The organism is Arthrobacter sp. Y3221087 (assembly GCF_059089905.1).
In genome coordinates this window covers 268764-290762 of the sequence record NZ_JBNHFE010000002.1, presented here as the reverse complement: position 1 = coordinate 290762, position 21999 = coordinate 268764, and the positions used below count along the sequence as shown (strand labels likewise).

The following is a 21999-nucleotide window of genomic DNA, read 5'->3' as shown; positions in this document are numbered from 1 at the left end:
GGTGCCTCCGGTGATGATTCTTGTATGGGAAATGGCGCGGTCGTAGCAGCACCGATGGAGAGTGTTTATGCCACGACGGCTGCCATCAACGCGCTGTTCCTCCTTGACGCCCGTCTGCAAGATCCCGAGAACTCCGGCACGGGCACGGATGTACTCCAACGTGCCTACGAGATCCGGCTGGACCGCCTGGCTTTGATAGCAAAGCTTGAGGCGCAGGTCGCCGCCCTCAAGGCCCGCGACGCCGCCCAGTCCCTCGACCTGCAGCAGGCAATGACCCCACCCGACGCCTCCGCGCACGACCGCACCTACGCGGAAATATCAGCGGTGGAAGAGATCGCCGGGATCCTGACCATCAGCGCCGGGGCCGCAGGGGCGTTCATCACCCAGGCCCGGCGGGTCTGCTCCCTCCCCTCCGTCTACGGGAATCTGTCTTCGGGGGCGTTGTTCTGGCAGGGCGCCAAGATCATCGCTGACGAAACAGAGGCCCTGCACCATACCGCCGCCGTGGCCCTCGCGGACCACTTCCTGGACCCGGACGCACCCAACCCGGCCCGGGGCTGCCCCGCCACCGCCCTCGTACCGTCCCGGCTCCGCGCCAGGGTCCGCGCCTGGCGCGAACGCCACCACCCCGACTCCATCGAAAAACGCCACGCCAAATCCGTGGCCGACCGGCGGGTCGAGTTCCACCGGGACCGTGACGGCAGGGCCTGGATCTCCGCCTACCTCCCCGCCGGCTCCGCGACTGCAATCTGGAACAAAAACACCGTCACCGCCCGCGGCCTCCAAGGACCCAACGAAACCCGGACCCTGCCCCAAATCAAGGCCGACGAGTTCGCCCGGCGCCTCCTCGCCCCCGCCCACGCCATAACTACCACCACAGACGCCGTCGCCGGCAGCGGGCGCGGCAGGACCATCCCGGCCGGGGGTGGGGAAGGAGCAAGTCCCTCTGAGCCTGGTGGGACCGGTGAGCTGATCCCGAACAATCTCATTGGGCTTGCCACACTTCTCGGGTCCGACGAGCCCGCCGCCGACCTCGGCATCCCGGACGACGCTGCCGTACACTCCGGGGACTGTCTGATGCCCGATGCCGATGACGAAGTCACCAGCACCAGCACGTTTGACCTCAACCCGGCCGTCGGAAAGGTTCCGGCACCGCGGGCGGATGTGCTTGTCACTGTCCCGGCGTTGGCGCTCTTCGGCGTGACAGATGAACCGGCCAGCCTGGACGGGTACGGCCCGATCCCGGCGTCGATGGCCCGCAAACTCGTCGCCGACGGAGCCGACTCGTTCTACCGTGTCCTCGTCGACCCCGCCGACGGAACACCCTTGGAAATCGGCCGCACCAGCTACCGGCTCACCAGAGCCATGCGGCAGGCCCTCCGCCTCCGCGACGGCAAATGCACCTTCCCCGGCTGTAACAACCATTCGCTCGACAACGAAGCAGACCACCTCCAAGCGTGGGAGCACGGTGGCACCACCGGGCTCAGCAACCTGGCACAACTCTGCCCAAAGCACCACCGGCTCAAACACAACACCGGCTGGGAACCCACCGAAGCAACCCGGAACACACCACCCGGCTGGACCTCACCCACCGGCCGACACTACCCCAGCGAACAACCCGACTTGGAGCCACCCATCTGGCCGGACACACTGTTCCTCCTGGAATGGCTGGAATCAGCACCGCCCTGCGCCGAACCACCATGTGAAGAACCGGTGAACGACAACCTCATCGACGCTGACGACATCGCACCCTACGACCCCGTGTGGGACGACTTCTACGCCATGCCCGTCGTCCTGCCACCCGACCCACAAAAGGACCTGTCCGTCAGCGATTTGGCCCTCGGCGACCAGGCCCTCAGCGACCCGGCCCTGAGCTATTGGGCACTGAGCAACCCGGCCCTGCTCCACACGTAGCTGTTACCCCAGCCCCACGGCCCTGCCGAAGAGGCTGAATCCGACAAATGCCACGATGTCCAGAAGCGCGTGGGCAATGACAAGGGGCATAACCCGCTTGGTCCGGGTGTACAGCCAGGCAAAGACGATGCCCATCACCACATTGCCAATAAAGGGACCGAATCCCTGGTACAGGTGATAGGTGCCGCGGAGGAACGAACTCGCCGCGATCGACAGCGGGATACTCCAGCCGAACTTGCCGAAACGGTTCATCAGGTACCCCACCACGATGACCTCCTCCACCACCGCATGCCGGAGGGCGGACAGAATCAGGACCGGCACGGTCCACCAGTAGGCGTCCAGCGCGCTGGGGATGATGGCAGTAGTGATGCCCAGCGTCCTGCCCGCGGCGTAAAGGCCCAGGGAGGGAAGCCCTATCAGGGCCGCGAGCCCCAACCCCTGCAGCAGGTCCTTGCCAGGCCGGACGAAATCGAAGCCCAGCTTCCGGAACGCAGAGCCAGGATTGCCGCCGTCGGCCGTTGCCGCCTGCCGCTGGTCCGTCAGGAAGTAGATCACCAGCAGCACCGGCACCAGGGCGAAGATGATGTCCAGCAGCTGGTACGTCAGGTCGAAATACTCGCGGGTGCTTTGGGAGCGGTTGAGTGTCGAAGTTCCCTCGGCCAGCGGAGCCCGGGTCATCTTGTCCAGCAGCTGCACCACGGAGTACACGGCGGACTGGCCAAGGGAGAGGCCCAGGACAATCCAGACTTCGAGCTTCAGACGACGGCGGGAGGGAACCAGCATGTACCCATCTTGCCTGCAGTTTCTGGATCGTGGCTGATTGCCTGAACCCCGACCGCCGCTGCCCGGCACGCCCAGGCCAGGCGGTTAGGCAGGTGCCACGATGACTTCCGTGCCCTTGGCTTCAAAAGCAGCCTTGTCCTTCGGGGAGATGCCCGCATCCGTAATCAGCCGGGTGAAGTGGTAGCCGTCCATGGTGGCAAAGGCACGCACCCCCACCTTGGAGGAGTCGGCGATGACGTAGGACACCCGTGCCCTGCTGGCCAGCAGGGCGTTGACCGAGGCCTCGCCCTCACCGGTATTGGTGGGACCCACTTCCGGATCGATGCCGTTGACGCCGATGAAGGCAATGTCCAGTACAACCTTCTGCATGATGATGTCCGTGTACGGCCCCACCAGTTCGTAGGACCGCGGATTGAGGATGCCGCCGGTGACCATCACCTTGATGTTGGGCCGCACGGCCAACTGGCCCGCGATGTTGATGGCGTTGGTAACCACTGTCAGGGTGGGCTGGTTGGACGGGGCATTCAGGTCCTCGCGGGTGGCGAGAATCTGGGCGAGGGCCGTGCTGGTGGTGCCGCCGCAGAGCCCAATCACTGCACCGGGACGGATCAGGGCCGAGGCGGCCTGTGCGATCTGTTCCTTGGCCTCGGCGTGGTCGTCGCGGTTGTAGCGGCCTGGAAGGTCGTAGGCCAGGGCACCGGTGGTAGCTCCGCCGCGGGTACGGGTGAGGAGCCGGCGCTTGGCCAGGCTGTCCAGGTCCCGCCGTGCCGTTGCCGGCGATACCCCGAGCGTGCTGACGATCTCGTCGACTTCCACCTGCCCGGTCTTGGCCAGCAGGTCGAGAATGGCGGTCAGTCGGTCGGTGCGGGTCATGCAGGGCCTCTCAATACAACAGCCACCACTTCGGGTGACGTTTTCTGATCATAACAGACGTGAAATGATCATCTAACGTCACTAGGCCCTTAGCGGCCTACCGTTCCCGGACTCCGGCCCGCCAGACAGCGTACGTCAGCGGCATGCCGGGACGGTAGGCGAGGTGCGTGGCCGAGGGCGCGTTGAGCACGTGCAGGTCCGCACGGTGGCCGACGTCGATGGAACCCACCGCGCGTTCGCCGTCGGAATCGTGGCCGGTATCCTTGTGCAACGCGAGCGCGCCGCCGTAGGTGGCCGCCCGTACCGCCTCGTGCACGCTGAGGTGCATCTGCAGGACAGCCGTGGAAACGCAGAACGCCATGGAACTTGTGTAGGACGTGCCCGGGTTGCAGTTGGAGGCGAGCGCCACCTGGACGCCTGCATCCAGCAGTGCGCGCGCCGGAGCCAGCGGCTGGCGGGTGGAAAGGTCGCAGGCAGGCAGGCAGGTGGCCACCGTGCCCCGTTCCCCGGTTCCACGGGCTGCGTCCCAGCCGGACCAGGTTCCGGCCAGGGCCTCGACGTCCCCGGCGGAAAGGTAGTTCACATGGTCCACACTGGCTGCCCCGAGCTCCACGGCCAGCTGGACCCCGGGGCCCTCCCCGAGCTGGTTCCCGTGCACGCGCAGCCCCAGGCCGGCGTCCCGGCAGGCCAGCAGTACCCTGCGGGACTGTTCCGCCGTGAAGGCTCCCTCCTCGCAGAACACGTCCGCCCACTGTACAAAAGGGCGGACGGCAGCCAGCATGGGGCCGCACACCAGGTCCGTGTAGGCCTCCGGATCCTGGCCGGCGGGAACCAGGTGGGCGCCGAGGTAGGTCACCTGGTCCGCAGCCGTGGAGGCAATCCGTGCGCTGCGGGCCTCATGCTCCACGTCCAGCCCGTAGCCCGTCTTCGTCTCGAGGTAGGTGGTCCCTTGGGAGACAGCTTCCGCCACCCTGCCCATTGCCAGGCGGGTGAGGTCGAAGTCCGACGTGGCGCGGGTGGCGTTCATGGTGACGGCGATGCCGCCGGCAGCGTACTGCTCCCCCGCCATGCGCGCCTCGAACTCAGCCGTCCGGTCACCGGCAAACAGCAGGTGGGTGTGCGAATCCACCCAGCCGGGAAGGACGGCCCGCCCGCCGGCGTCAACGGCGTCGTCGGCTGCAGGCGCGTCGGCGGCCGCCCCGATCCAGGCGATGCGCTCCCCCTCGATCACTACCGCCGCGTCCTTCAGGACCCGGTGTTCCAGGTCCTGGGTCATCAGTTCGGCAATATTGGTGATCAGGGTGCTCATGCAACCATTGTTCAGCGCCGGATGGACCAGCGCGTGGCTGCCAGCGCCTGCGCTGTCCGGGATACCGGAACTGTCCCATCGGTCCCGTCCTGGCCGGCAAGGATCTGCTCCGCCGCGAGTTCGGCCATGGCCGAGGAGGTTTGGAACCCGTAGCCGCCCTGTCCGGCGAGCCAGTAGAAGCCCGGCGCCTCGGCGTCGAAGCCCGCGACCGGAACCCCGTCGGCCGCTTCCGTGCGGAGCCCGGTCCAGGCCCTGCGCACCCCCATGATCCCGAGGGTTGTCACGGTGTTCAGCAGATCCACCAGGCGTTCGACGTCGCCCGGCCTGGGCCGGGCATCCTCGGGCCCGCTGGGCACCGCCTCCGACGGCGAGATCAGGACGTCGTTCCCCTCCCGCCGGAAGTAGAACGTGTTGTCCGCTGCTGCCACCATGGGGCTCCCCTCAGGCAGGGGACGTTCGACGGCGGCAATCGCCGCGGTGCGCCGGTACGGCTGCAGGCCCAGCTTCTCCACCCCGCTGATGACGGCCAGCTCGTCGGCCCAGGCGCCCGCCGCGTTGACCAGCACGCCCGCCTGGAAGGCCTCCGTGCCGGCACCCACTTCCCAGCCGGACCCGAGCCGCTGCGCGGAATGGACCCTGGCGCCGGTATAGATGTCGGCCCCGGCGGCCACTGCCCGCTGCCGGTGGTCCTCCAACAGCAGCGGTGCATTGGAACCGAACGATCCGGTGTCCAGGCCTGCAGCGGCAAACGACTCCGGAACCAGCGCCGGACAGAGCTCCAGCGCTTCCGCATGGGTGATGGGCTTCATGGAGCCGCTGGCTTCCGCCGCGACGCCGGCCTCGCTGCCGATCAGCATGAAGCTCCGCGGAGTGAGGACCGGCTCCGGCAGCTCGGCGTCGCGGGCGGCGATCAGCTCGAGTGTCCTGGCGGTGAGCTCCTGGACCACGGGCGGGCCGTAGCTGGGGATGAGCTGCCGGGCCGACCGGGAGGACGTGTGGTAGGCCAGCTCCTGCTCGGCCTCCACCAGCGCCACGCTGCATTTCCCCGCCAGCGCAGACGCCAGGGACAGTCCGGCAATGCCGCCGCCCACGATCAGGACATCGTAATGTGCTGCCATGCGTTCCATCCTTGCAGAGTTGCTGCGGAAACGGCTGCCGGTGACCGGTGCCCGGGTCAGGCGGCCACTTCCGCGCGGCTGGCGACGAAGGCCTGAACGCACGCTTCGACGTCGTCGGCTGAGTGCGCGGCCGAAAGCTGCACCCGGATGCGGGCGGCACCGCGCGGCACCACCGGGAAGCTGAACGCGGTGACGAAGACACCGTGCTGCAGCATCCGGTCAGCCACCTTGGCGGCAAGGACGGCGTCGCCGAACATGACCGGGACAATCGCGTGCTCGCCGGGCAGCAGGTCGAAGCCTTCCTCCGTCATCCGGCGGCGGAAAAGGGCGGCGTTGTCGAAGAGCTGCCGCCGCAGGCCGGCCGAGTTCTCCACCAGGTCCAGTGCCTTGATGGTGGCGGCGACGATGGCCGGAGCCAGCGAATTGGAAAAGAGGTAGGGCCGGGCCTTCTGCCGGAGCATGGCCACGATCTCGGCGCGCCCGGAAACGTAGCCGCCGGAGGCCCCGCCCAGGGCCTTGCCGAACGTTCCGGTGTAGATGTCCACCCGGCGCGAGACGCCCGCATGTTCCGGCGTGCCCGCGCCGGTGGAGCCCATGAAGCCGACGGCGTGCGAATCGTCCACCATCACCAGCGCGCCGTACTGTTCGGCAAGGTCGCAGATGGCCTCCAGCGGGGCGAGGTAACCGTCCATGGAGAACACGCCGTCGGTGACAATGATCATCCGGCGGGCGTCCTTCGCCTCCACGAGCTTCGCTTCAAGGTCCGCCATGTCCTGGTTGGCGTACCGGTACCGCTGGGCCTTGCACAGCCGGATGCCGTCAATGATGGAGGCGTGGTTGAGCGCATCGGAAATGACGGCGTCCTCGGGACCGAACAGGGATTCAAACACCCCGCCATTGGCATCGAAGCAACTCGAGAACAGGATGGTGTCCTCGGTACCAAGGAAACGGGAGACGCGGCCTTCGAGTTCCAGGTGCAGGTCCTGGGTGCCGCAGATGAACCGCACGCTGGCCATGCCGAAGCCGCGTTCATCCATCGCCTCCTTGGCTGCGCTGATGATGTCCGGGTGGTCTGCCAGGCCCAGGTAGTTGTTGGCGCAGAAGTTCAGGACGTCCGCTCCGGATGAGCCGATTCGGCCAGCGGTGATGTGGCTGGACTGGGGCGAGGTGATGCTGCGCTCAGTCTTGTAGAGCCCGGCGGTGCGGATGTCCTCCAGCTCGCTGCTCAGCTGGTCCTTGATGGAGGTGTACATGGTGGTGATCCTTTAGAGTCGGGTCCAGTCGAGGACAACTTTGCCGCCGCTGCCGCTGCGGGCCAGGTCGAAGCCCTTCTCCCAGTCTGCAGCGGGGAGCGTGTCCGTGACCACGGCGGAGATCCCCGCGTGGAGGACCGGGTTGGAGGAGAGCATGGCGCTCATGGCGTACCAGGTTTCGTACATTTCCCGGCCGTAGATGCCTTTGAGGGTGAGCATGTGGGTGACCACCTTGCCCCAGTCGACGGTGATGTCCTGGCTGGGCAGGCCCAGCATGGCAATCCGGCCGCCGTGGTTCATGTTGTCGATCATTTCCGGCAGGGCGGTGGGGTGGCCGGACATCTCCATGCCGATGTCGAAGCCTTCACGCATGCCCAGTTCACGTTGGGCGTCGCGGACGCGGGTAGTGGAGACGTCGATGGCAAGGTCGGCGCCGAGCCTGCGGGCCAGGTCCAGCCGGGGCTGCGAGACGTCCGTAATGGCGATCTTTCGGGCACCGGCGTGGCGGGCGACGGCGATGGCCATCAGCCCAATGGGTCCGGCACCGGTGATGAGCACGTCCTCGCCCACCAGCGGGAAACTCAAGGCGGTGTGCACCGCGTTGCCGAAGGGATCGAAAATGGCGCCGAGCTCGGGCGTGACCGAGGGATCATGGTGGACCCAGACGTTGGTTTCCGGGATGACCACATACTCGGCGAATGCCCCGTCCCGCTGCACACCCACGCTGACCGTGTGGATGCACATCTGCCGACGGCCGGCGCGGCAGTTCCGGCAGATGCCGCAGACAACGTGGCCTTCACCGGATACCCGGTCGCCAACCTTCACGTCCCGGACGTCCCCGCCGGTCTCCACTACCTCGCCGTAGAATTCGTGGCCCGGAATCAGGGGAGCTTCGATGATCCCCTGGGCCCAGGAGTCCCAGGACTGGATGTGGAGGTCTGTGCCGCAGATCCCGGTGGTCATGACGCGGATCTTCACGTCGTCCGGACCCACCGTGGGCTCCGGGCGGTCCACCAGGTCGAATCCGGCCTCCGGGCCGGCCTTGTAGAGAGCCTTCATCGGCTTCCTCACTCTTGGTTGTCACATCATTGGCAGGTGCTGCCCTCCCCATTACAGCCCCGGAAACCGTTTAGCACAATCAGCTTTTGCTCAATCGACGATGTAGCTCTTGCTAATGCTTAGACTGGGTCCATGGAGATCCACCAACTTGAAATCCTCCGCGAGCTCGGCGCCCTGGGCAGCGTCAAGGCCGTGGCCGACACCCTGATGGTCACCCCGTCCGCCGTCTCCCAGCAACTGGCCCTGCTCCAGCGCACGGTGGACGTTCCGCTGACCCGGAAGGAGGGCCGGAACCTGGTGCTCACCGAGGCGGGCCAGGTCCTCGCGGACGCGGGAGCCGCCGTGGTCAGCGCGATGGCCGAGGCAAAAAGTGCCATCGGCAGCTACCACGGCTCCCCCGCCGGACGGGTGACCCTGAGCGGCTTCCACAGCGCCGGCCAGGCGGTCTTCGCACCCCTCGCCAGGATGCTGGACACCCCCGGCCAGCCCCGGGTGGAACTGTCCGACGAGGACGTGGCCCAACAGGACTTCCCCGCCCTGACCGCCCGCTACGACCTGGTGCTGGCCCACCGGATGGACCACAGTCCCCGCTGGCCGGACGAACGGGTTACCGTGATCCCGCTCGCGCACGAGCCCCTGGACGTCGCGCTTCCGGCCGGACACCCGCTGGCACGGACGCGGGCTGTGACCGCGGACGACGTCGCCGGTGAGGCCTGGGTGACCAGCCACGCCGGCTACTCCCCCGCCGACGTGCTGTCCGCCGTCGCCGCGGTGTCCAGCCGTGAACTGAACATCGTCCACCGCATCAATGACTACTCCACCGTGGCGGCCCTGGTGGCCGCCGGCGGCGTGGTGGGATTGCTGCCCAGGTACACCGCCCGCCCCGTCCTGAATCCGGATATCGTCCTGCGTCCGCTCGAGGGCATCAGCACCCGGCGGCGGATTGACCTGCTGGCACGGCCGGAGAACCTGAAGCGCCGGTCTGTGATGATGGTGTGCGAGGCGCTGGAGGAGATCATGGTGGGGCTGGTGGAGCAGGGCTGACCCAACGGGATCCTGGCTACTGCGATTGCCCTTTGGCGTGCCCGTGGCCCATGCCGTTCCCCCTGCCCAGCCCGAGCCCGGGCACGTCCCCGGCGCCTTCGGCAATCCGCTCGGCCGTGGCCTGGTCCCCGTTCTTCGCGCCTGCTACCCGGACCACTTCGCCCGTGGTGACGTCCGCGATGCTTCCGTCGCCGGGCCGGAGCCGCTCGCCGTCGTCGCCCGTTCCCGGCGCCTTGGTGATGCGCGTTTCGGCGTTGACGGCGTAGGTCCGGCTGAAGCCGTCCTCGCTTTTGACGGTGATGGACGTATCGCCAACAGCCTCAACCGTGCCGCGCTGCTCGAGGACGGTCTGGAAGGTGCCGTCGGCGTTCTTGACCACGCTTTCGCTGTGCTGGAGTTGCGGCCGCTGGGCCTTGTCCGGCTTGCCGGGCTTCCCAGGCTTGGCGGACTTGTCCGGTTTGCCCGGCTTGTCGTGCTTTTTCTCTTGCCCGGGCGCGGACTGCGGCGGCGACGGGAACGGCGAGTCGGCGGACCACGCGATGGCGGCCCCCGTACCACTCAAGGCAAGGGCAATGGCCCCCGCAACGAAGGCCTTGCGGATCCTTGGCTTGTCCTGCAGTGGCATCGCGGTCCCTTTCGCGTCGCTGTCCGGGGCCTGCATCGGGCGGCCTCCGTGCGCTCCAGTGTAGGACCGGCCCCACCGGGTGTGAACGCGTACTTTCCGCCGACCACTACCTGAGTACATAAAGCAAAACCGGGCAGCGACCCCGGCCGCTGCGATTCCGCAACGGCAGGGGGCGCTACCCGGCGTGGGGATGGCGTGGCAGCTAGACGGTGACGCCCAGCTTCTCGAGGATCAGCTCGCGGACGCGTCCGGCGTCGGCCTGCCCGCGGGTGGCCTTCATGACCCCGCCCACGATGGCGCCGATGGCCTGGACCTTGCCGCCGCGGATCTTGTCGGCGACGTCGGGCTGTGCGGCGAGGGCGGCATCGATGGCTTCCAGCAGGGGCCCGTCGTCGGACACGACGGCGAGGCCGCGCTTCTCGACGATCTCCGCCGGGGTGCCTTCACCCGCGAGCACGCCGTCCAGCACCTGCGACGCCATCTTGTTGTTGATCTTCCCGTCCTCAACCATGCGGGCGAGCTCCACGATGGTGGCGGGCTGGACGCCCAGCTGGCCGGGGTCAACGTCGGCTGCCTTGGCGCGGCCCACGATTTCGCCCATCCACCACTTGCGCGCCACGGAGGCGGTGGCGCCGGCGGCAATGGTTTCCTCGATCTCGTCCAGGACGCCGGCGTTCACCACGTCGCGGAATTCGAGGTCCGAGTAGCCCCAGCTGGCCTTGAGCCGCTTGCGGCGCTCGGCCGGCGGCTCGGGCAGGGTGGCGCGGAGCTCCTCCACCCATTCGCGGGAGGCGACCACGGGAACCAGGTCCGGCTCCGGGAAGTAGCGGTAGTCGTCGGCGTCGGACTTGGCCCGGCCGGACGTGGTGGTGCGGGTGTCCTCATGCCAGTGGCGGGTTTCCTGGACGACCGGCTCGCCGGAGTCCAGGACGGCGGCGTGGCGCTGGATTTCGTAGCGGACGGCGTGTTCGACGGCGCGCAGCGAGTTCACGTTCTTGGTCTCGGAGCGGATGCCGAAGCGTTCGCGGCCGTGCGGGCGGAGCGAGACGTTGGCGTCACAGCGCACGTTGCCGCGTTCCATGCGCGCGTCGGAAACACCGAGGTTCTTCACGATCTCGCGGACCGCCGCAACGTAGGCCTTGGCCAGTTCGGGGGCGCGGGAACCGGCACCCTGGATCGGCTTGGTGACGATTTCCACCAGCGGAACGCCGGCCCGGTTGTAGTCCACCAGGGAGAAGTCGGCGCCGTGGATGCGGCCGGTGGCCCCGCCCATGTGGGTCAGCTTGCCGGCGTCCTCCTCCATGTGCGCGCGTTCGATTTCCACGCGGAACACGGTGCCGTCCTCAAGTTCGACGTCCAGGTAGCCGTCGTAGGCGATGGGCTCGTCGTACTGCGAGGTCTGGAAGTTCTTGGGGGTGTCCGGGTAGAAGTAGTTCTTCCGGGCGAAGCGGCAGCTCTCGGCAATCTTGCAGTTGAGGGCCAGGCCGATCTTGATGGAGGACTCCACCGCCGTCTTGTTCACCACCGGCAGGACGCCCGGCATGCCGAGGTCCACCTCGTTGACATTGGTGTTGGGCTCGTCACCGAAGACGTTGGGCGCGGAGGAGAACATCTTGGTCTTGGTGTTGAGCTCCACGTGGACCTCGAACCCCAGGACGGGATCGTACTTCTCCATCGCCTCTTCGAAGCTGAGGATCGCGTCGGTGGTCATTATTTTGCCTCCTGGGTTTCGAGGGCCGCGGTACCGGCAAGGTCTGGGGCCTGGGCAAGCAGCGGTCCGCCCCACTTGGCCTCGAGCAGGGATTCCAGGACGGCGCCCACGCGGTACAGGCGGGCGTCCTCCCGGGCGGGTGCGAGCAGCTGGATGCCCACGGGCAGGCCGTCCTCGTCCGCCAGTCCGCCGGGCAGGGACAGCCCGGGAACGCCGGCGAGGTTGGCCGGGATGGTGGCGACGTCGTTCAGGTACATGGCCAGGGGGTCGTCCAGCTTCTCGCCGAGGCGGAAGGCCGTGGTGGGCGCCGTGGGGGAGATCAGGACGTCCGCCACGGTGAACGCGGCGTCGAAGTCCCGCTGCACCAGGGTGCGGACCTTCTGTGCTGAGCCGTAGTAGGCGTCGTAGTAGCCGGCGCTCAGGGCGTAGGTGCCCAGGATGATGCGTCGCTTGACCTCGTCGCCGAAGCCTGCAGCACGGGTGGCACCCATGACGCGTTCGATGGTCATGGGACCGTCCTCGGGCAGGACGCGCAGGCCGTAGCGGACGCCGTCGAACTTCGCGAGGTTCGAGGACGCCTCGGAGGGCATGATGAGGTAGTAGGCACCCAAGGCGTACTGGAAGTTGGGGCAGGAAACCTCGACGATTTCCGCTCCCGCTTCACGCAGCAGCTCGAGCGAATCGTTGAAGCGGTTCTCGACGCCGGCCTGGTAGCCCTCGCCATGCAGTTCCTTGATGATGCCGATCCGCAGGCCTTCGACGTTGCCGGTCTTCGCGGCGGCCACGAGGTCGGCCAGCGGATCAGGCAACGAGGTGGAATCGCGGGAGTCGTGCCCGCCGATGACCTGGTGCAGGAGTGCCGAGTCCAGGACGGTCCGGGAGACCGGGCCGATCTGGTCCAGCGAGGAGGCCATGGCGATGGCGCCGTAGCGGGAGACGCTGCCGTAGGTGGGCTTGACGCCCACCGTGCCGGTGACGGCGCCGGGCTGGCGGATGGACCCGCCGGTGTCCGTGCCGAGGGCCAGGGGCGCCTCGAAGGCGGCGACGGCGGCAGCCGAGCCACCGCCGGAGCCGCCAGGGATACGGTCCAGGTCCCACGGGTTGCGGGTGGGGCCGTAGGCCGAGTGCTCCGTGGAGGAGCCCATGGCGAATTCGTCCAGGTTGGTCTTGCCCAGGATGGGCATCTTCGCGGCGCGGAGGCGCTCCACAACGGTGGCGTCGTAGGGGCTGTGCCAGCCCTCGAGGATCTTCGAGCCCGCCGTGGTGGGCTGGCCGATGGTGACGATGAGGTCCTTGACCGCGATGGGCACGCCGGCCAGGTAGTGGAGGGCCTCGGCCTCGGGGCCGCCGGCGGCACGGATGGCATCCACTTCGGCCGCGACGGCGAGCGCTTCCTCGGCGTTGATGTGCAGGTACGCGTTGACGCCGCGTTCGCCGCCGTCCACGTCGGCGATCCGGTCCAGGTGCGCCTGGACCACCTCGACGGCGGTAACTTCGCGGGCGCGCAGCTTGTCGGCCAGCTGTGCGGCGGAGAGCCGGATCAGGGCGGCGGCGCTGGTGTTCTGTTCAGTCATTGTTTAGTCCTCATCCAGGATTGCCGGAACCTTGAAACGGTTGTCGTCGGAATCCGGGGCACCGGAGAGTGCCTGTTCCGCCGTGAAGGTGTGGCCCACAACGTCTTCCCGGAAGACATTGCTCAGCGGGATGGGGTGGGACGTGGCCGGCACGTCGTCTCCGGCGGCTTCACTGACCGACTTGATCGCATCAACGATGACGGCGAGTTCTCCGGCCATCCTGTCCAGCTCATGAGCACTCATCTCGATGTGAGCGAGCTGCGCGAGATGCGCAACGTCGTCACGGTTGATCGCAGCCATGGATCTCCCCTGCAAAGTTCGGATTGGTTTCCGATCCATTCTAGTGGGGAAACGATGATGCCCGTCTGACGACCCCCAGCGGGCGTCAGACGGGCACCTTCATGCCGGGCTACGTTCACAAGGAACAGCACCGCGGCAGCTACAGACTAACCGATACCGATGGCTCCGGTCAGCATGCCGATTCCCAGCATGACCAGGGACACCACGGCGCTGCGCCACAGCACCTTCTTGTGGTGGTCGCCCAGGTCCACCTTGGCCAGGGACACCAGCAGCAGGATGGCCGGAACCAGCGGGCTCTGCATGTGGAACGGCTGGCCGGTGATGGAGGCGCGGGCCATTTCCGCGGCGCTGATGCCGTAGTGCGCGGCGGTCTCGCTGAGGACCGGCAGCACGCCGAAGTAGAAGGCGTCATTGCTCATGAAGAACGTCATGGGGATGCTGAGGACGCCGGTGATGACGGCCATGAACGGGCCCATGCTGGACGGGATGATCTGCACGAGCCACGCGGACATGGCTTCCACCATGCCGGTGCCGGTCAGCACGCCGGTGAGGACGGAAGCGGCCATGACCATGCTGACCACGGCGACGATGGACGGGGCGTGGGCCACCAGCTGGGTGCCCTGGTCCTTGACCTTGGGGAAGTTCACCAGCAGGGCGATGGCGGAGCCCACCATGAAGACGTACGGCAGCGGGACGAGGTCGGCGATAAGCATGCCCATGACGGCGACCGTGAGGGCCAGGTTGAACCAGAACAGCTTGGGGCGCAGGGTGCTGCGGTTGGGGTCCAGGGCGGTGTCCGCCATGGCTGTGTCGCTGTCGTCCACCAGGTCTTCGGGACGGTCCAGCACTGCCACGGACGAGCCTTCCGGGGAGAGGCCGCCGGCGGGGGCTGCTCCGCCGGGGTTGCCACCCGTGCGTCCGCGGCCGGTTCCGGAACCGCCGCCCGCAGAACCTGCGAAAGCGCCGCCGTCGAACTTCTCGGCAGTATCCGGGACGCCCCAGATTTCCGGCCGGGTGGCGCGGAGCCGGTTGCGCTCCTGCAGGCCGAGGAGCCAGGCGAAGGCGAGGACCACGGCAATGCCGGCGACCAGTGAGGGAAGCATGGGGACGAAGACGTCGTTGACGTCGATTTCCAGTGCGGTGGCGGCGCGGGCGGTGGGGCCGCCCCAGGGGACGATGTTCATGGTGCCGTTGGCGAGGCCGGCCACGCAGGTGAGGACCACCGGGCTCATCTTGAGCCGCAGGTAGATGGGCAGCATGGCCGCGGTGGTGAGAATGAACGTGGTCGAGCCGTCGCCGTCCAGGGACACGGCGGCTGCCAGCAGGGCGGTGCCGAGCACAACCTTGGCGGGATCGTTGCCGAGCTTGCGAAGGATGAACTTCACCAGCGGGTCAAACAGTCCGACGTCGATCATCAGCCCGAAGTAGATGATGGCGAACATCAGCAGCGCCGCGGTGGAGGTCATGGACTTCATGGAATCCAAGACCATGTCCCCGATGCCCAGGCCGGCACCGGCGAAAAGTCCGAAAACGGTGGGGACGATGATCAGCGCCAGCACTGGCGTCAACTTTTTCGTCATGATCAGCACCATGAATACCGCGATCATGGCGAATCCAAGTATTACCAGCACAGCCGGCTCCTTCTTGTGAACGGCACCACAGCGTTGTGATGCGTGCTACAGACTGTAGGGTGGCCGCCGTCACGGCAGTGCCTTTGGCTCAATTGATTGGCATACTGCTTATTGGGAGCATTTTGCTCATTCTGCTCACGTGCTGCCGCGGCTGGTTCGGCGGGGCCAGGTGGGCACAGCCGACCCGTGTTAAGGAGGATCATGCAGCGTTCCGCGCCCCGACCGCCGCTGCGGTTCTCCACCCAGACGCTGCTGCTGCAGGTGGCCGTGGTACTGCTGGTGGTCCTGCTCAGCGCCGCCGTCCATGCGTGGCTGACCTATGACAGGGTGGGCAGCGAGGCCGAAAACCAGGCGCTGACGCTCGCCCGGACCGTCGCCTCCAACCCCTCCGTCCGGGCCGACGTGCAGGCCATCAGCGCGCGCGAGGGCACTCCCCCGCCGGCCGAACTCGCGGCCGGGCCCCTGATGCAGGCGGCCGAGGCCGCGCGGACCAGGACCGGGGCCCTGTTCGTGGTGATCACCGATGAGACGGGCCTCCGGCTGGCGCATCCGGAGCCGGAGCGGCTTGGCGAGAAGGTCAGCACCGACCCCACCGAAGCCCTGGCCGGACGCGAGGTCACCACCCGGAACACCGGGACGCTGGGCCCGTCCGCCGGAGCCAAGGTGCCGGTGTACGCCCCCGGCAGCTCCACCGTGGTGGGCGAGGTCAGCGTGGGCTATTCCATGGAGACGGTGGGCCAGAGCGTGGCCCGCGACATCGGCCCCGTGGCCGGGACAGCGGCGGGGGCCCTGCTGGCCGGCGTGCTGGGTTCCTTCCTGCTGCGCCGCCGGCTGCAGCGGCTGACGCTGGGCCTTGAACCGGAGGAGATCAGCACGCTGGTCCACGACCAGGTGGCGGTGCTGCAGGGCGTGGACGACGGCGTCATCGGCGTGAGTGCCGACGGCCGGATCAGTGTGTTCAACGCCGCCGCACAGCGCCTGCTCAACCTGCCGGACCTGACCGGCGGCCGCTGGGAGGACGCCCCGGTCCCGGACCAGGTGAAGTCCCTGACCAGGCCCGGCACCGCAGGCAGCGAGGCCCTGGAAGTCGTGGCGGGCGGACGGGTGCTGGTGGCCAATGCCCGCAAGGCCCTGCACCGGCGGGAAGACCTCGGCTGGGTGGTGATGCTGCGCGACCGTACGGAACTGCAGGAACTCACCCGCCAGCTGGACGCCGTGGGCACAATGTCGACGGCACTGCGCGCCCAGCGCCACGAGTTCGCGAACCAGCTGCACACGCTGGCCGGCTTCATGAGCATCGGCCAGCACCGGCAGGCGCGCGAGTACCTGGCGCAGCTTGCCGCCACCGGCCCCCTCACGTTCCCGGTGGAGCAGGCCGAGCTCCTGCAGGACCCGTACCTCCAGGCATTCGTTGGTGCCAAGGGCGTGGAGGCCGAGGAGCGGGGCGTCGCCCTGCGGATCGGGCCAGAGACCCTGGTCCGCGGGCAGGTCACGGAGGCGCAGGACGTCACCACGGTGCTGGGCAACCTGATCGACAACGCGGTCAACGCGGCGGTGGCCGGCGCGGCAACGGAACGCTGGGTGGAGGTGGAGGTGCTGGACGAGCCGGGCGACGACGGCGGCACCCTCCACGTGGTGGTCGCGGACTCGGGCGACGGGCTGGCGGAGGGAACGGACGCCGAACAGGTCTTCACCGAAGGCTTCACCACCGCCACCGGCCCGTTGTCAGGGAACGGCCGTGCCGGCGGCCAGGGCTTTGGGCTGGCCCTTGCCCGGCAGCTGGCCCGGCGCCGCGGCGGGGACGTCAGGGTGTTGGACCGGGGCAGGCCGGGCGGACCGGGCGCGGTCTTCATGGCCACACTGCCGGGAACCATGGCGGGAAGTACGGGGTCGGCGGCACGTTCCGGGACACCAGAAGGCGATTCAACTCCGCAAAGCGCGGAGATGAAAGGAGACCACAACGATGGCTGAGGATTTCCGGGTCCTGATCGTGGACGACGACTTCCACGTGGCTAAGCTCCACGCTGCTTACGTGGACTCGGTGGCTGGCTTCCTGGCATTGGCGCCGGTGGGCACGGCCTCCCTGGCGCTGCAGGCCATCCACAGCCTCCGTCCCGACCTGGTGCTGCTGGATGTCTACCTGCCGGACGCCTCCGGCCTGGACCTGCTGCAGCAGCTGGACGTCGATACCGTCATGCTCAGCGCGGCCTCGGATGCCCTGTCCGTCCGGACGGCCTTCCGCCGCGGTGCGCTGGGATACCTGCTGAAGCCGTTCACTGCTGACGCCCTGTCGCAGCAGCTGCGGTCCTACGCCCGGTACCGGCGGCTCCTCTCCAACCCCGGGGCGCTGGACCAGGACGCCGTGGAGCGCGCCAAGCGGTCACTGATTCCGGGGGACGTCACGCCGTCGGCGAAGCCACGCTCCGCCACGGAAGCCGCGGTGCTGGAGTCCCTGGTTCCCGGCGAACAGTATTCGGCGGCGGAAGTGGCCGGCCGGGTGGGCGTGTCCCGGGCAACCGCGCAACGCTACCTGTCATCGCTCGCCGACGACGGCGCCGTCGACATCCAGCTGCGGTACGGGAGCACGGGCAGGCCGGAGCACCGCTATGGCCTGCCCGCCGCGCCGTAGATTTTTCTAGCTGGCGCTCTTCTGGGCCACGAGCTCGATCTCGACAAGCATCTTCGGGTCCAGGAACGGCAGCACGTGCACCAGGGACAGGGTGGGGCGGATGTCGCCGAATACTTCGCCGTGGGCGCGGCCTGCTTCTTCCCACTTGCTGATGTCCGTCAGGTAGAGCTTGGACTGGACAACGTCCTCAAAGCTGAAACCGGCGTCAGCCAGGACCTTGCCGAGCTTCTGCAGGATGAACTGGGTCTGCGTGTAGAAGTCATCGCCCACGATGCCGTCCTCGCCGCTGGCCGCGGTGGCCGAAATGTACAGGGTGTTGTCCACCTGGACGGCGCGGGAGTAGCCGAGCGTCTGTTCCCAGACGGAGCCGGTTCCGAAGGTTTTGCGCATGGTGGGGCCTTTCAATGCCGGAAGTGGGGTCGGCACCACTGTAGGGCTGCTACAGGTCCAGCCGGTAAACCAGCAGTTTTGTGTCGGTTCCGGGGACGAACCAGTCGCGCTCGGGTACACGGCGGAACCGGGCCTTGCGGTAGAGGCCGTGCGCGCTCTCCCACGTCTCCCCCGTGGTGAGGGCGATGCCGGTGATGCCGGGCAGCGACCGGGCATGGTCAATGAGGGCGTCCACCATGGCCTTTCCGGCTCCGCTGCGCTGCACGGCGGGGTCCACCACCAGCATGCGGAACTCGAGCTCATCCGGCAGTGCGATGTCTGCGTACGGTTCCCCGGCGGTGGCCAGCGTCACCGATCCCACCACGGTGCCGTCCCGCTCGGCCACCCAGATGGTGGCCTGGCCGGCGCGCAGCGCAACATCCTGGATCTTGCGCATGTACGGATGTTCGGCATCGTCGAAGTAGCCCGCGGCGAGGTAGGAATCGCGCGTGATGCGGGCAACGGCGTCGTAATCGGCCTCGACGGCGGCACGGATGGTGATCTGCGGTGGCACCCGTCAATGGTAGTGGCGACTGCCGCTCCCCAGGCCCGAAAGGGCGCTTTCCGTGACTGAACTATCACTACCGGCGGCAGCGATACTGCCGCGTTGCCGGACCCTGGATGACTAGAGCGGGAACTTGCCGGACAGCTCCAGGCCGGCGGCGCAGGTCCACGCGTCCAGCCTGTCGGCATCGGAGGGCCCGCCGTCGAGCGGACTGGCCAGCCGCGGCCGCCGCACCCAGCAGCCGGCTTCTTCCGCGATGAGCGCACCGGCGGAGAAATCGTGCTCGTTGAGCCCGCGCTCGCCGTAGGCGTCATGGGTGCCATCGGCCACCATGCACAGGTCGAGGGCGGCGGAACCCAGCCTCCGCACATCAGCGAACCCGTCCATGAGGCCGGCCAGCGCGGTGGCCTGGTCGGCGCGGACGGCAGGATCGTAGCTGAAGCCGGTGGCCAGGATCTGCCCCTTCCGGCCGGGGACCGGACCCTCCAGCCCGGTGACCCGCCCGCCTTCCTCCAGCCAGGCGCCCTGGCCGCGGGAGGCATAGTAGGTGCGGCCGAGCGCAGGCGCGTTGACCACGCCGGCCAGCCAGGCGCCGTCGGCACCGGCGACCGCCACTGAAGTGGCGTAGTAAACGATGTTGCGGATGAAGTTGGTGGTGCCGTCCAGCGGATCGATGGACCAGCGGTAGCCGCTGGGCGCCTCGGGTCGGGTAGTGCCGTGTTCCTCGCCGGTGATGCTGTCGTTCGGGCGGGCCGCTGCGATCACCCCGCGGACGGCGTTCTCGGCCGCGACGTCGAACGCGGTGACCCAGTCACCTGCCGCGCCCTTGTTGCTGGGAGCCAGGGTGTCCCCGTTCCTGGCGGCAAGCACCTTGGCTCCGGCCGCGGCGGCGGCCTTTGCCACGACCAGAAGTTCGTCAGGGGTGGTCATGCAGTTGCCTCCGCGGTGTCCTCATCGGTTTCCATCCCTGCGGGCGCCCCGGGGCCGTCACCGGGCAATGCGTCAGGGCCGCCTTCCAGCAGCTGCCGGAAGCCGTCCTCATCAAGCACCGGAATTCCGAGCTGTTCGGCCCTGTCCAGCTTGGTGCCCGCGCTTTCGCCTGCCACCAGGTAGCTGGTGTTCTTCGAAACCGAGCCTGCGGCCTTGCCGCCCCGGACCAGGATGGCTTCCTTGGCCTCGTCCCGGCTGTAATTGGGCAGGGACCCGGTGACCACCACCGTGAGGCCCTCGAGGGTGCGCGGAGTGGATTCGTCCCGTTCGTCCGCCATCCGGACCCCCGCCGCGGCCCAGCGGTCCACGATCTCCCGGTGCCAGTCCTCGGCGAACCATTCCTTGAGCGCGGCGGCGATGGTGGGCCCCACGCCGTCCACGTGGGCAAGGTCCTCCTCGGAGGCTGCCCGGATGGCATCCATGGTGCCGAAAGCCTGCGCGAGTGCCCGTGAAGCCCGCGGCCCGACGTGACGGATGGACAGCGCCACCAGGACGCGCCACAGCGGCTGGGCCTTGGCCTTTTCCAGTTCCTTGAACAGCTTTTCCGTGGTGGCCGTAGGCTTGGACGGCGACTTGGCCGTGCCCTTGCTGTAGAAGTAGGGCACCAGTTCGTATTCGCCGGTGCCCACGCCCTTGGAGCGCTTCTCACGGCGGATCTTCACCGGGGCGAGGTCCTCGGGGGCGAGGTCGAACAGGGCTGCCTCGGAGGTCAGCGGTGGAACCTCCGGCTCGGCCGGCTGGGTCAGCGCGATGGCGGCCTCCCAGCCAAGCGCCTCGATATCGAACGCCCCGCGGCCGGCGAGGTGGAACACCCGCTCACGGAGCTGCGAGGGGCAGGATTTCGCGTTGGGGCAGCGGATGTCCACGTCGCCTTCCTTGGCCGGGGCCAGGGGCGTGCCGCAGGAGGGGCATTCGCTGGGCATCACGAAGTCCCGCACTGGTGGATCCTGCTGATCGCGCAGGGCCAGAACCGGGCCCACGATTTCCGGGATGACGTCTCCGGCCTTGCGAAGGATGACGATGTCGCCGATCTTCACGCCCTTGGCCTTGACCACATCCTGGTTGTGCAGGGTGGCCATCTCCACGGTGGAGCCGGCAACCTTGACCGGCTCCATCATGCCGAAGGGGGTCACCCGGCCGGTGCGGCCGACGTTGACCTGGATATCCAGGAGCTTGGTGTGCACTTCTTCCGGCGGGTACTTGTAGGCCACGGCCCAGCGCGGCACGCGGGTGGTGTAGCCAAGGGCACGCTGGGTGGCGAAGTGGTCCACCTTGATGACGATGCCGTCGATCTCGTGGAGCAGTTTGTGGCGCTGGGCACCATACTTTTCGATGAACGCCAGGACGTCCCCGCGGCTCTCCAGCACCTCGAAGTAAGGACTGACGGGCAGGCCCCAGCCCTTGAGCAGGTCATAGGTTTCGGACTGGCTGCGTGCTTCAAGCCCCTCGCGTGCGCCGATGCCGTGAACGAACATCTTCAGGGGACGCTTGGCGGTTTCGGCCGGGTCTTTCTGGCGGAGCGAACCGGCGGCGGCGTTGCGCGGATTGGCCAGCGGCGCCTTGCCCGCTTCGATCAGTGCCTCGTTGAATTCCGCGAACTCCTTCGACGGGATGAACACCTCGCCGCGGACTTCCATCTCTGCCGGGAAGCCTCCGCCCTCAAGCTGCTGCGGGATCTCCTTGATGGTGAGCACGTTGTGCGTGATGTCTTCACCGGTTGTTCCGTCGCCGCGGGTGGCGGCGCGGACCAGTTTCCCGTCACGGTACAGCAGGTTGACGGCCAGGCCGTCGATCTTGAGCTCGGTGAGCCAGGAAGCCTTGGCCGCGCCGTCGCCAAGCTTTTCGATACTGGCTTCCGCCCTGTTCAGCCAGGCCTCCAGCTCATCGATGGAAAAGACGTCTTCCAGGCTGTACATGCGCTGCAGGTGTTCAACGGCGGCGAAAGCGGCGGACACCTCGCCGCCCACCTCCTGGGTGGGTGAATCGTTGGAGACCAGTTCCGGGTGGAGCGCCTCGATCTCCTCGAGGCGGCGGAAGAGAGTATCGAACTCGGCGTCCGATACCAGGGGCGCGTCCTCCTGGTAGTAGGCGAACCGGTACTTCCGGACGAGGTCCGCCAGGTTCTCGTATTCCTCGCGGAGAGAGTCGGAGGGGATGGCGTCCGGGCTGTCGGGGCTGCTGTTCCCGGGGATTGTCTTTTCTGCGGGGCCTGGTCCTGTGCTCACAGACCTATCTTGCCTTACGGGTGCGAC

Annotated in this window: 19 protein-coding genes; 4 read left to right on the top strand and 15 right to left on the bottom strand. The window is 67.7% G+C overall.

Annotation, left to right across the window (positions count from 1 at the left end; all coding sequences use genetic code 11):
* Window positions 1-24: 24 nt before the first annotated feature.
* Complete coding sequence (locus AC5RUO_RS10955; protein ID WP_494103521.1) at window positions 25-1914, top strand: HNH endonuclease signature motif containing protein; 1890 nt, start codon at window positions 25-27, stop codon at window positions 1912-1914.
* A gap of 3 nt (window positions 1915-1917) precedes the next feature.
* On the opposite strand, the gene AC5RUO_RS10950 is transcribed toward AC5RUO_RS10955, so the two are convergent.
* The 6 genes from AC5RUO_RS10950 to tdh form a co-directional block, all read right to left on the bottom strand.
* Complete coding sequence (locus tag AC5RUO_RS10950; RefSeq protein ID WP_494103520.1) at window positions 1918-2697, bottom strand: CPBP family intramembrane glutamic endopeptidase; 780 nt, start codon at window positions 2695-2697, stop codon at window positions 1918-1920.
* A gap of 84 nt (window positions 2698-2781) precedes the next feature.
* Window positions 2782-3570 carry a DeoR/GlpR family DNA-binding transcription regulator gene (locus tag AC5RUO_RS10945; protein ID WP_494010521.1) on the bottom strand — a complete coding sequence of 263 codons (789 nt, stop codon included), beginning with the start codon at window positions 3568-3570 and terminating at the stop codon, window positions 2782-2784.
* A gap of 97 nt (window positions 3571-3667) precedes the next feature.
* Complete coding sequence (gene hutI / locus AC5RUO_RS10940) at window positions 3668-4879, bottom strand: imidazolonepropionase (RefSeq protein WP_494103519.1); 1212 nt, start codon at window positions 4877-4879, stop codon at window positions 3668-3670.
* A gap of 11 nt (window positions 4880-4890) precedes the next feature.
* The gene (locus AC5RUO_RS10935) at window positions 4891-5997 is read right to left on the bottom strand and encodes an NAD(P)/FAD-dependent oxidoreductase (protein ID WP_494103518.1); all 1107 of its coding nucleotides are present in this window, start codon (window positions 5995-5997) and stop codon (window positions 4891-4893) included.
* Window positions 5998-6053: 56 nt separating this feature from the next.
* Window positions 6054-7250, bottom strand: a complete 1197-nt coding sequence (locus AC5RUO_RS10930) for a glycine C-acetyltransferase (RefSeq protein ID WP_494103517.1) — start codon at window positions 7248-7250, stop codon at window positions 6054-6056.
* A gap of 12 nt (window positions 7251-7262) precedes the next feature.
* Entirely contained in the window at window positions 7263-8309 is a 1047-nt protein-coding gene (gene tdh, locus AC5RUO_RS10925) for an L-threonine 3-dehydrogenase (RefSeq protein WP_494103516.1), read from the bottom strand.
* A 132-nt stretch (window positions 8310-8441) separates the two neighbouring features.
* Between tdh and AC5RUO_RS10920 the strand changes: the two genes are divergently transcribed.
* The gene (locus tag AC5RUO_RS10920) at window positions 8442-9353 is read left to right on the top strand and encodes a LysR family transcriptional regulator (protein ID WP_494103515.1); all 912 of its coding nucleotides are present in this window, start codon (window positions 8442-8444) and stop codon (window positions 9351-9353) included.
* 16 nt (window positions 9354-9369) lie between these two features.
* Here AC5RUO_RS10920 and AC5RUO_RS10915 read toward each other — a convergent pair whose 3' ends face one another.
* The 5 genes from AC5RUO_RS10915 to AC5RUO_RS10895 form a co-directional block, all read right to left on the bottom strand.
* Entirely contained in the window at window positions 9370-9978 is a 609-nt protein-coding gene (locus AC5RUO_RS10915; RefSeq protein ID WP_494103514.1) for a hypothetical protein, read from the bottom strand.
* 202 nt (window positions 9979-10180) lie between these two features.
* The gene (gatB, locus tag AC5RUO_RS10910) at window positions 10181-11689 is read right to left on the bottom strand and encodes an Asp-tRNA(Asn)/Glu-tRNA(Gln) amidotransferase subunit GatB (RefSeq protein WP_494103513.1); all 1509 of its coding nucleotides are present in this window, start codon (window positions 11687-11689) and stop codon (window positions 10181-10183) included.
* On the bottom strand, window positions 11689-13263 hold the full coding sequence (gatA, locus tag AC5RUO_RS10905) for an Asp-tRNA(Asn)/Glu-tRNA(Gln) amidotransferase subunit GatA (RefSeq protein ID WP_494010529.1): 1575 nt from the start codon (window positions 13261-13263) through the stop codon (window positions 11689-11691). The genes gatB and gatA overlap by 1 nt, the downstream gene beginning before the upstream one ends.
* Before the next feature lie 3 nt (window positions 13264-13266).
* Window positions 13267-13563: an Asp-tRNA(Asn)/Glu-tRNA(Gln) amidotransferase subunit GatC gene (gene gatC, locus AC5RUO_RS10900; RefSeq protein WP_494010530.1), complete on the bottom strand. Its 297-nt coding sequence runs from the start codon at window positions 13561-13563 to the stop codon at window positions 13267-13269.
* Window positions 13564-13709: 146 nt separating this feature from the next.
* Window positions 13710-15194, bottom strand: coding sequence for a CitMHS family transporter (locus AC5RUO_RS10895; protein WP_494103512.1), 1485 nt, complete (start codon window positions 15192-15194; stop codon window positions 13710-13712).
* A gap of 201 nt (window positions 15195-15395) precedes the next feature.
* On the opposite strand from AC5RUO_RS10895, the gene AC5RUO_RS10890 reads away from it, so the two are divergent.
* Both AC5RUO_RS10890 and AC5RUO_RS10885 read left to right on the top strand, forming a co-directional pair.
* Window positions 15396-17165 (top strand): sensor histidine kinase, encoded by a 1770-nt coding sequence (locus tag AC5RUO_RS10890; protein WP_494103511.1) that lies wholly within the window; start codon window positions 15396-15398, stop codon window positions 17163-17165.
* Window positions 17158-17823, top strand: a complete 666-nt coding sequence (locus AC5RUO_RS10885; protein WP_494010533.1) for a response regulator — start codon at window positions 17158-17160, stop codon at window positions 17821-17823. The genes AC5RUO_RS10890 and AC5RUO_RS10885 overlap by 8 nt, the downstream gene beginning before the upstream one ends.
* A gap of 6 nt (window positions 17824-17829) precedes the next feature.
* Here the strand turns inward: AC5RUO_RS10885 and AC5RUO_RS10880 are convergent, their stop codons facing one another.
* The 4 genes from AC5RUO_RS10880 to ligA form a co-directional block, all read right to left on the bottom strand.
* Window positions 17830-18213 (bottom strand): RidA family protein, encoded by a 384-nt coding sequence (locus tag AC5RUO_RS10880; RefSeq protein WP_494010534.1) that lies wholly within the window; start codon window positions 18211-18213, stop codon window positions 17830-17832.
* Between the two features lie 49 nt (window positions 18214-18262).
* A complete protein-coding gene (locus AC5RUO_RS10875; RefSeq protein WP_494010535.1) occupies window positions 18263-18766 on the bottom strand; it encodes a GNAT family N-acetyltransferase in 504 nt (167 codons plus the stop codon).
* Between the two features lie 111 nt (window positions 18767-18877).
* Window positions 18878-19687: an inositol monophosphatase family protein gene (locus tag AC5RUO_RS10870; protein WP_494103510.1), complete on the bottom strand. Its 810-nt coding sequence runs from the start codon at window positions 19685-19687 to the stop codon at window positions 18878-18880.
* Window positions 19684-21972: an NAD-dependent DNA ligase LigA gene (gene ligA / locus AC5RUO_RS10865; protein ID WP_494010537.1), complete on the bottom strand. Its 2289-nt coding sequence runs from the start codon at window positions 21970-21972 to the stop codon at window positions 19684-19686. The genes AC5RUO_RS10870 and ligA overlap by 4 nt, the downstream gene beginning before the upstream one ends.
* Window positions 21973-21999: the final 27 nt, after the last annotated feature.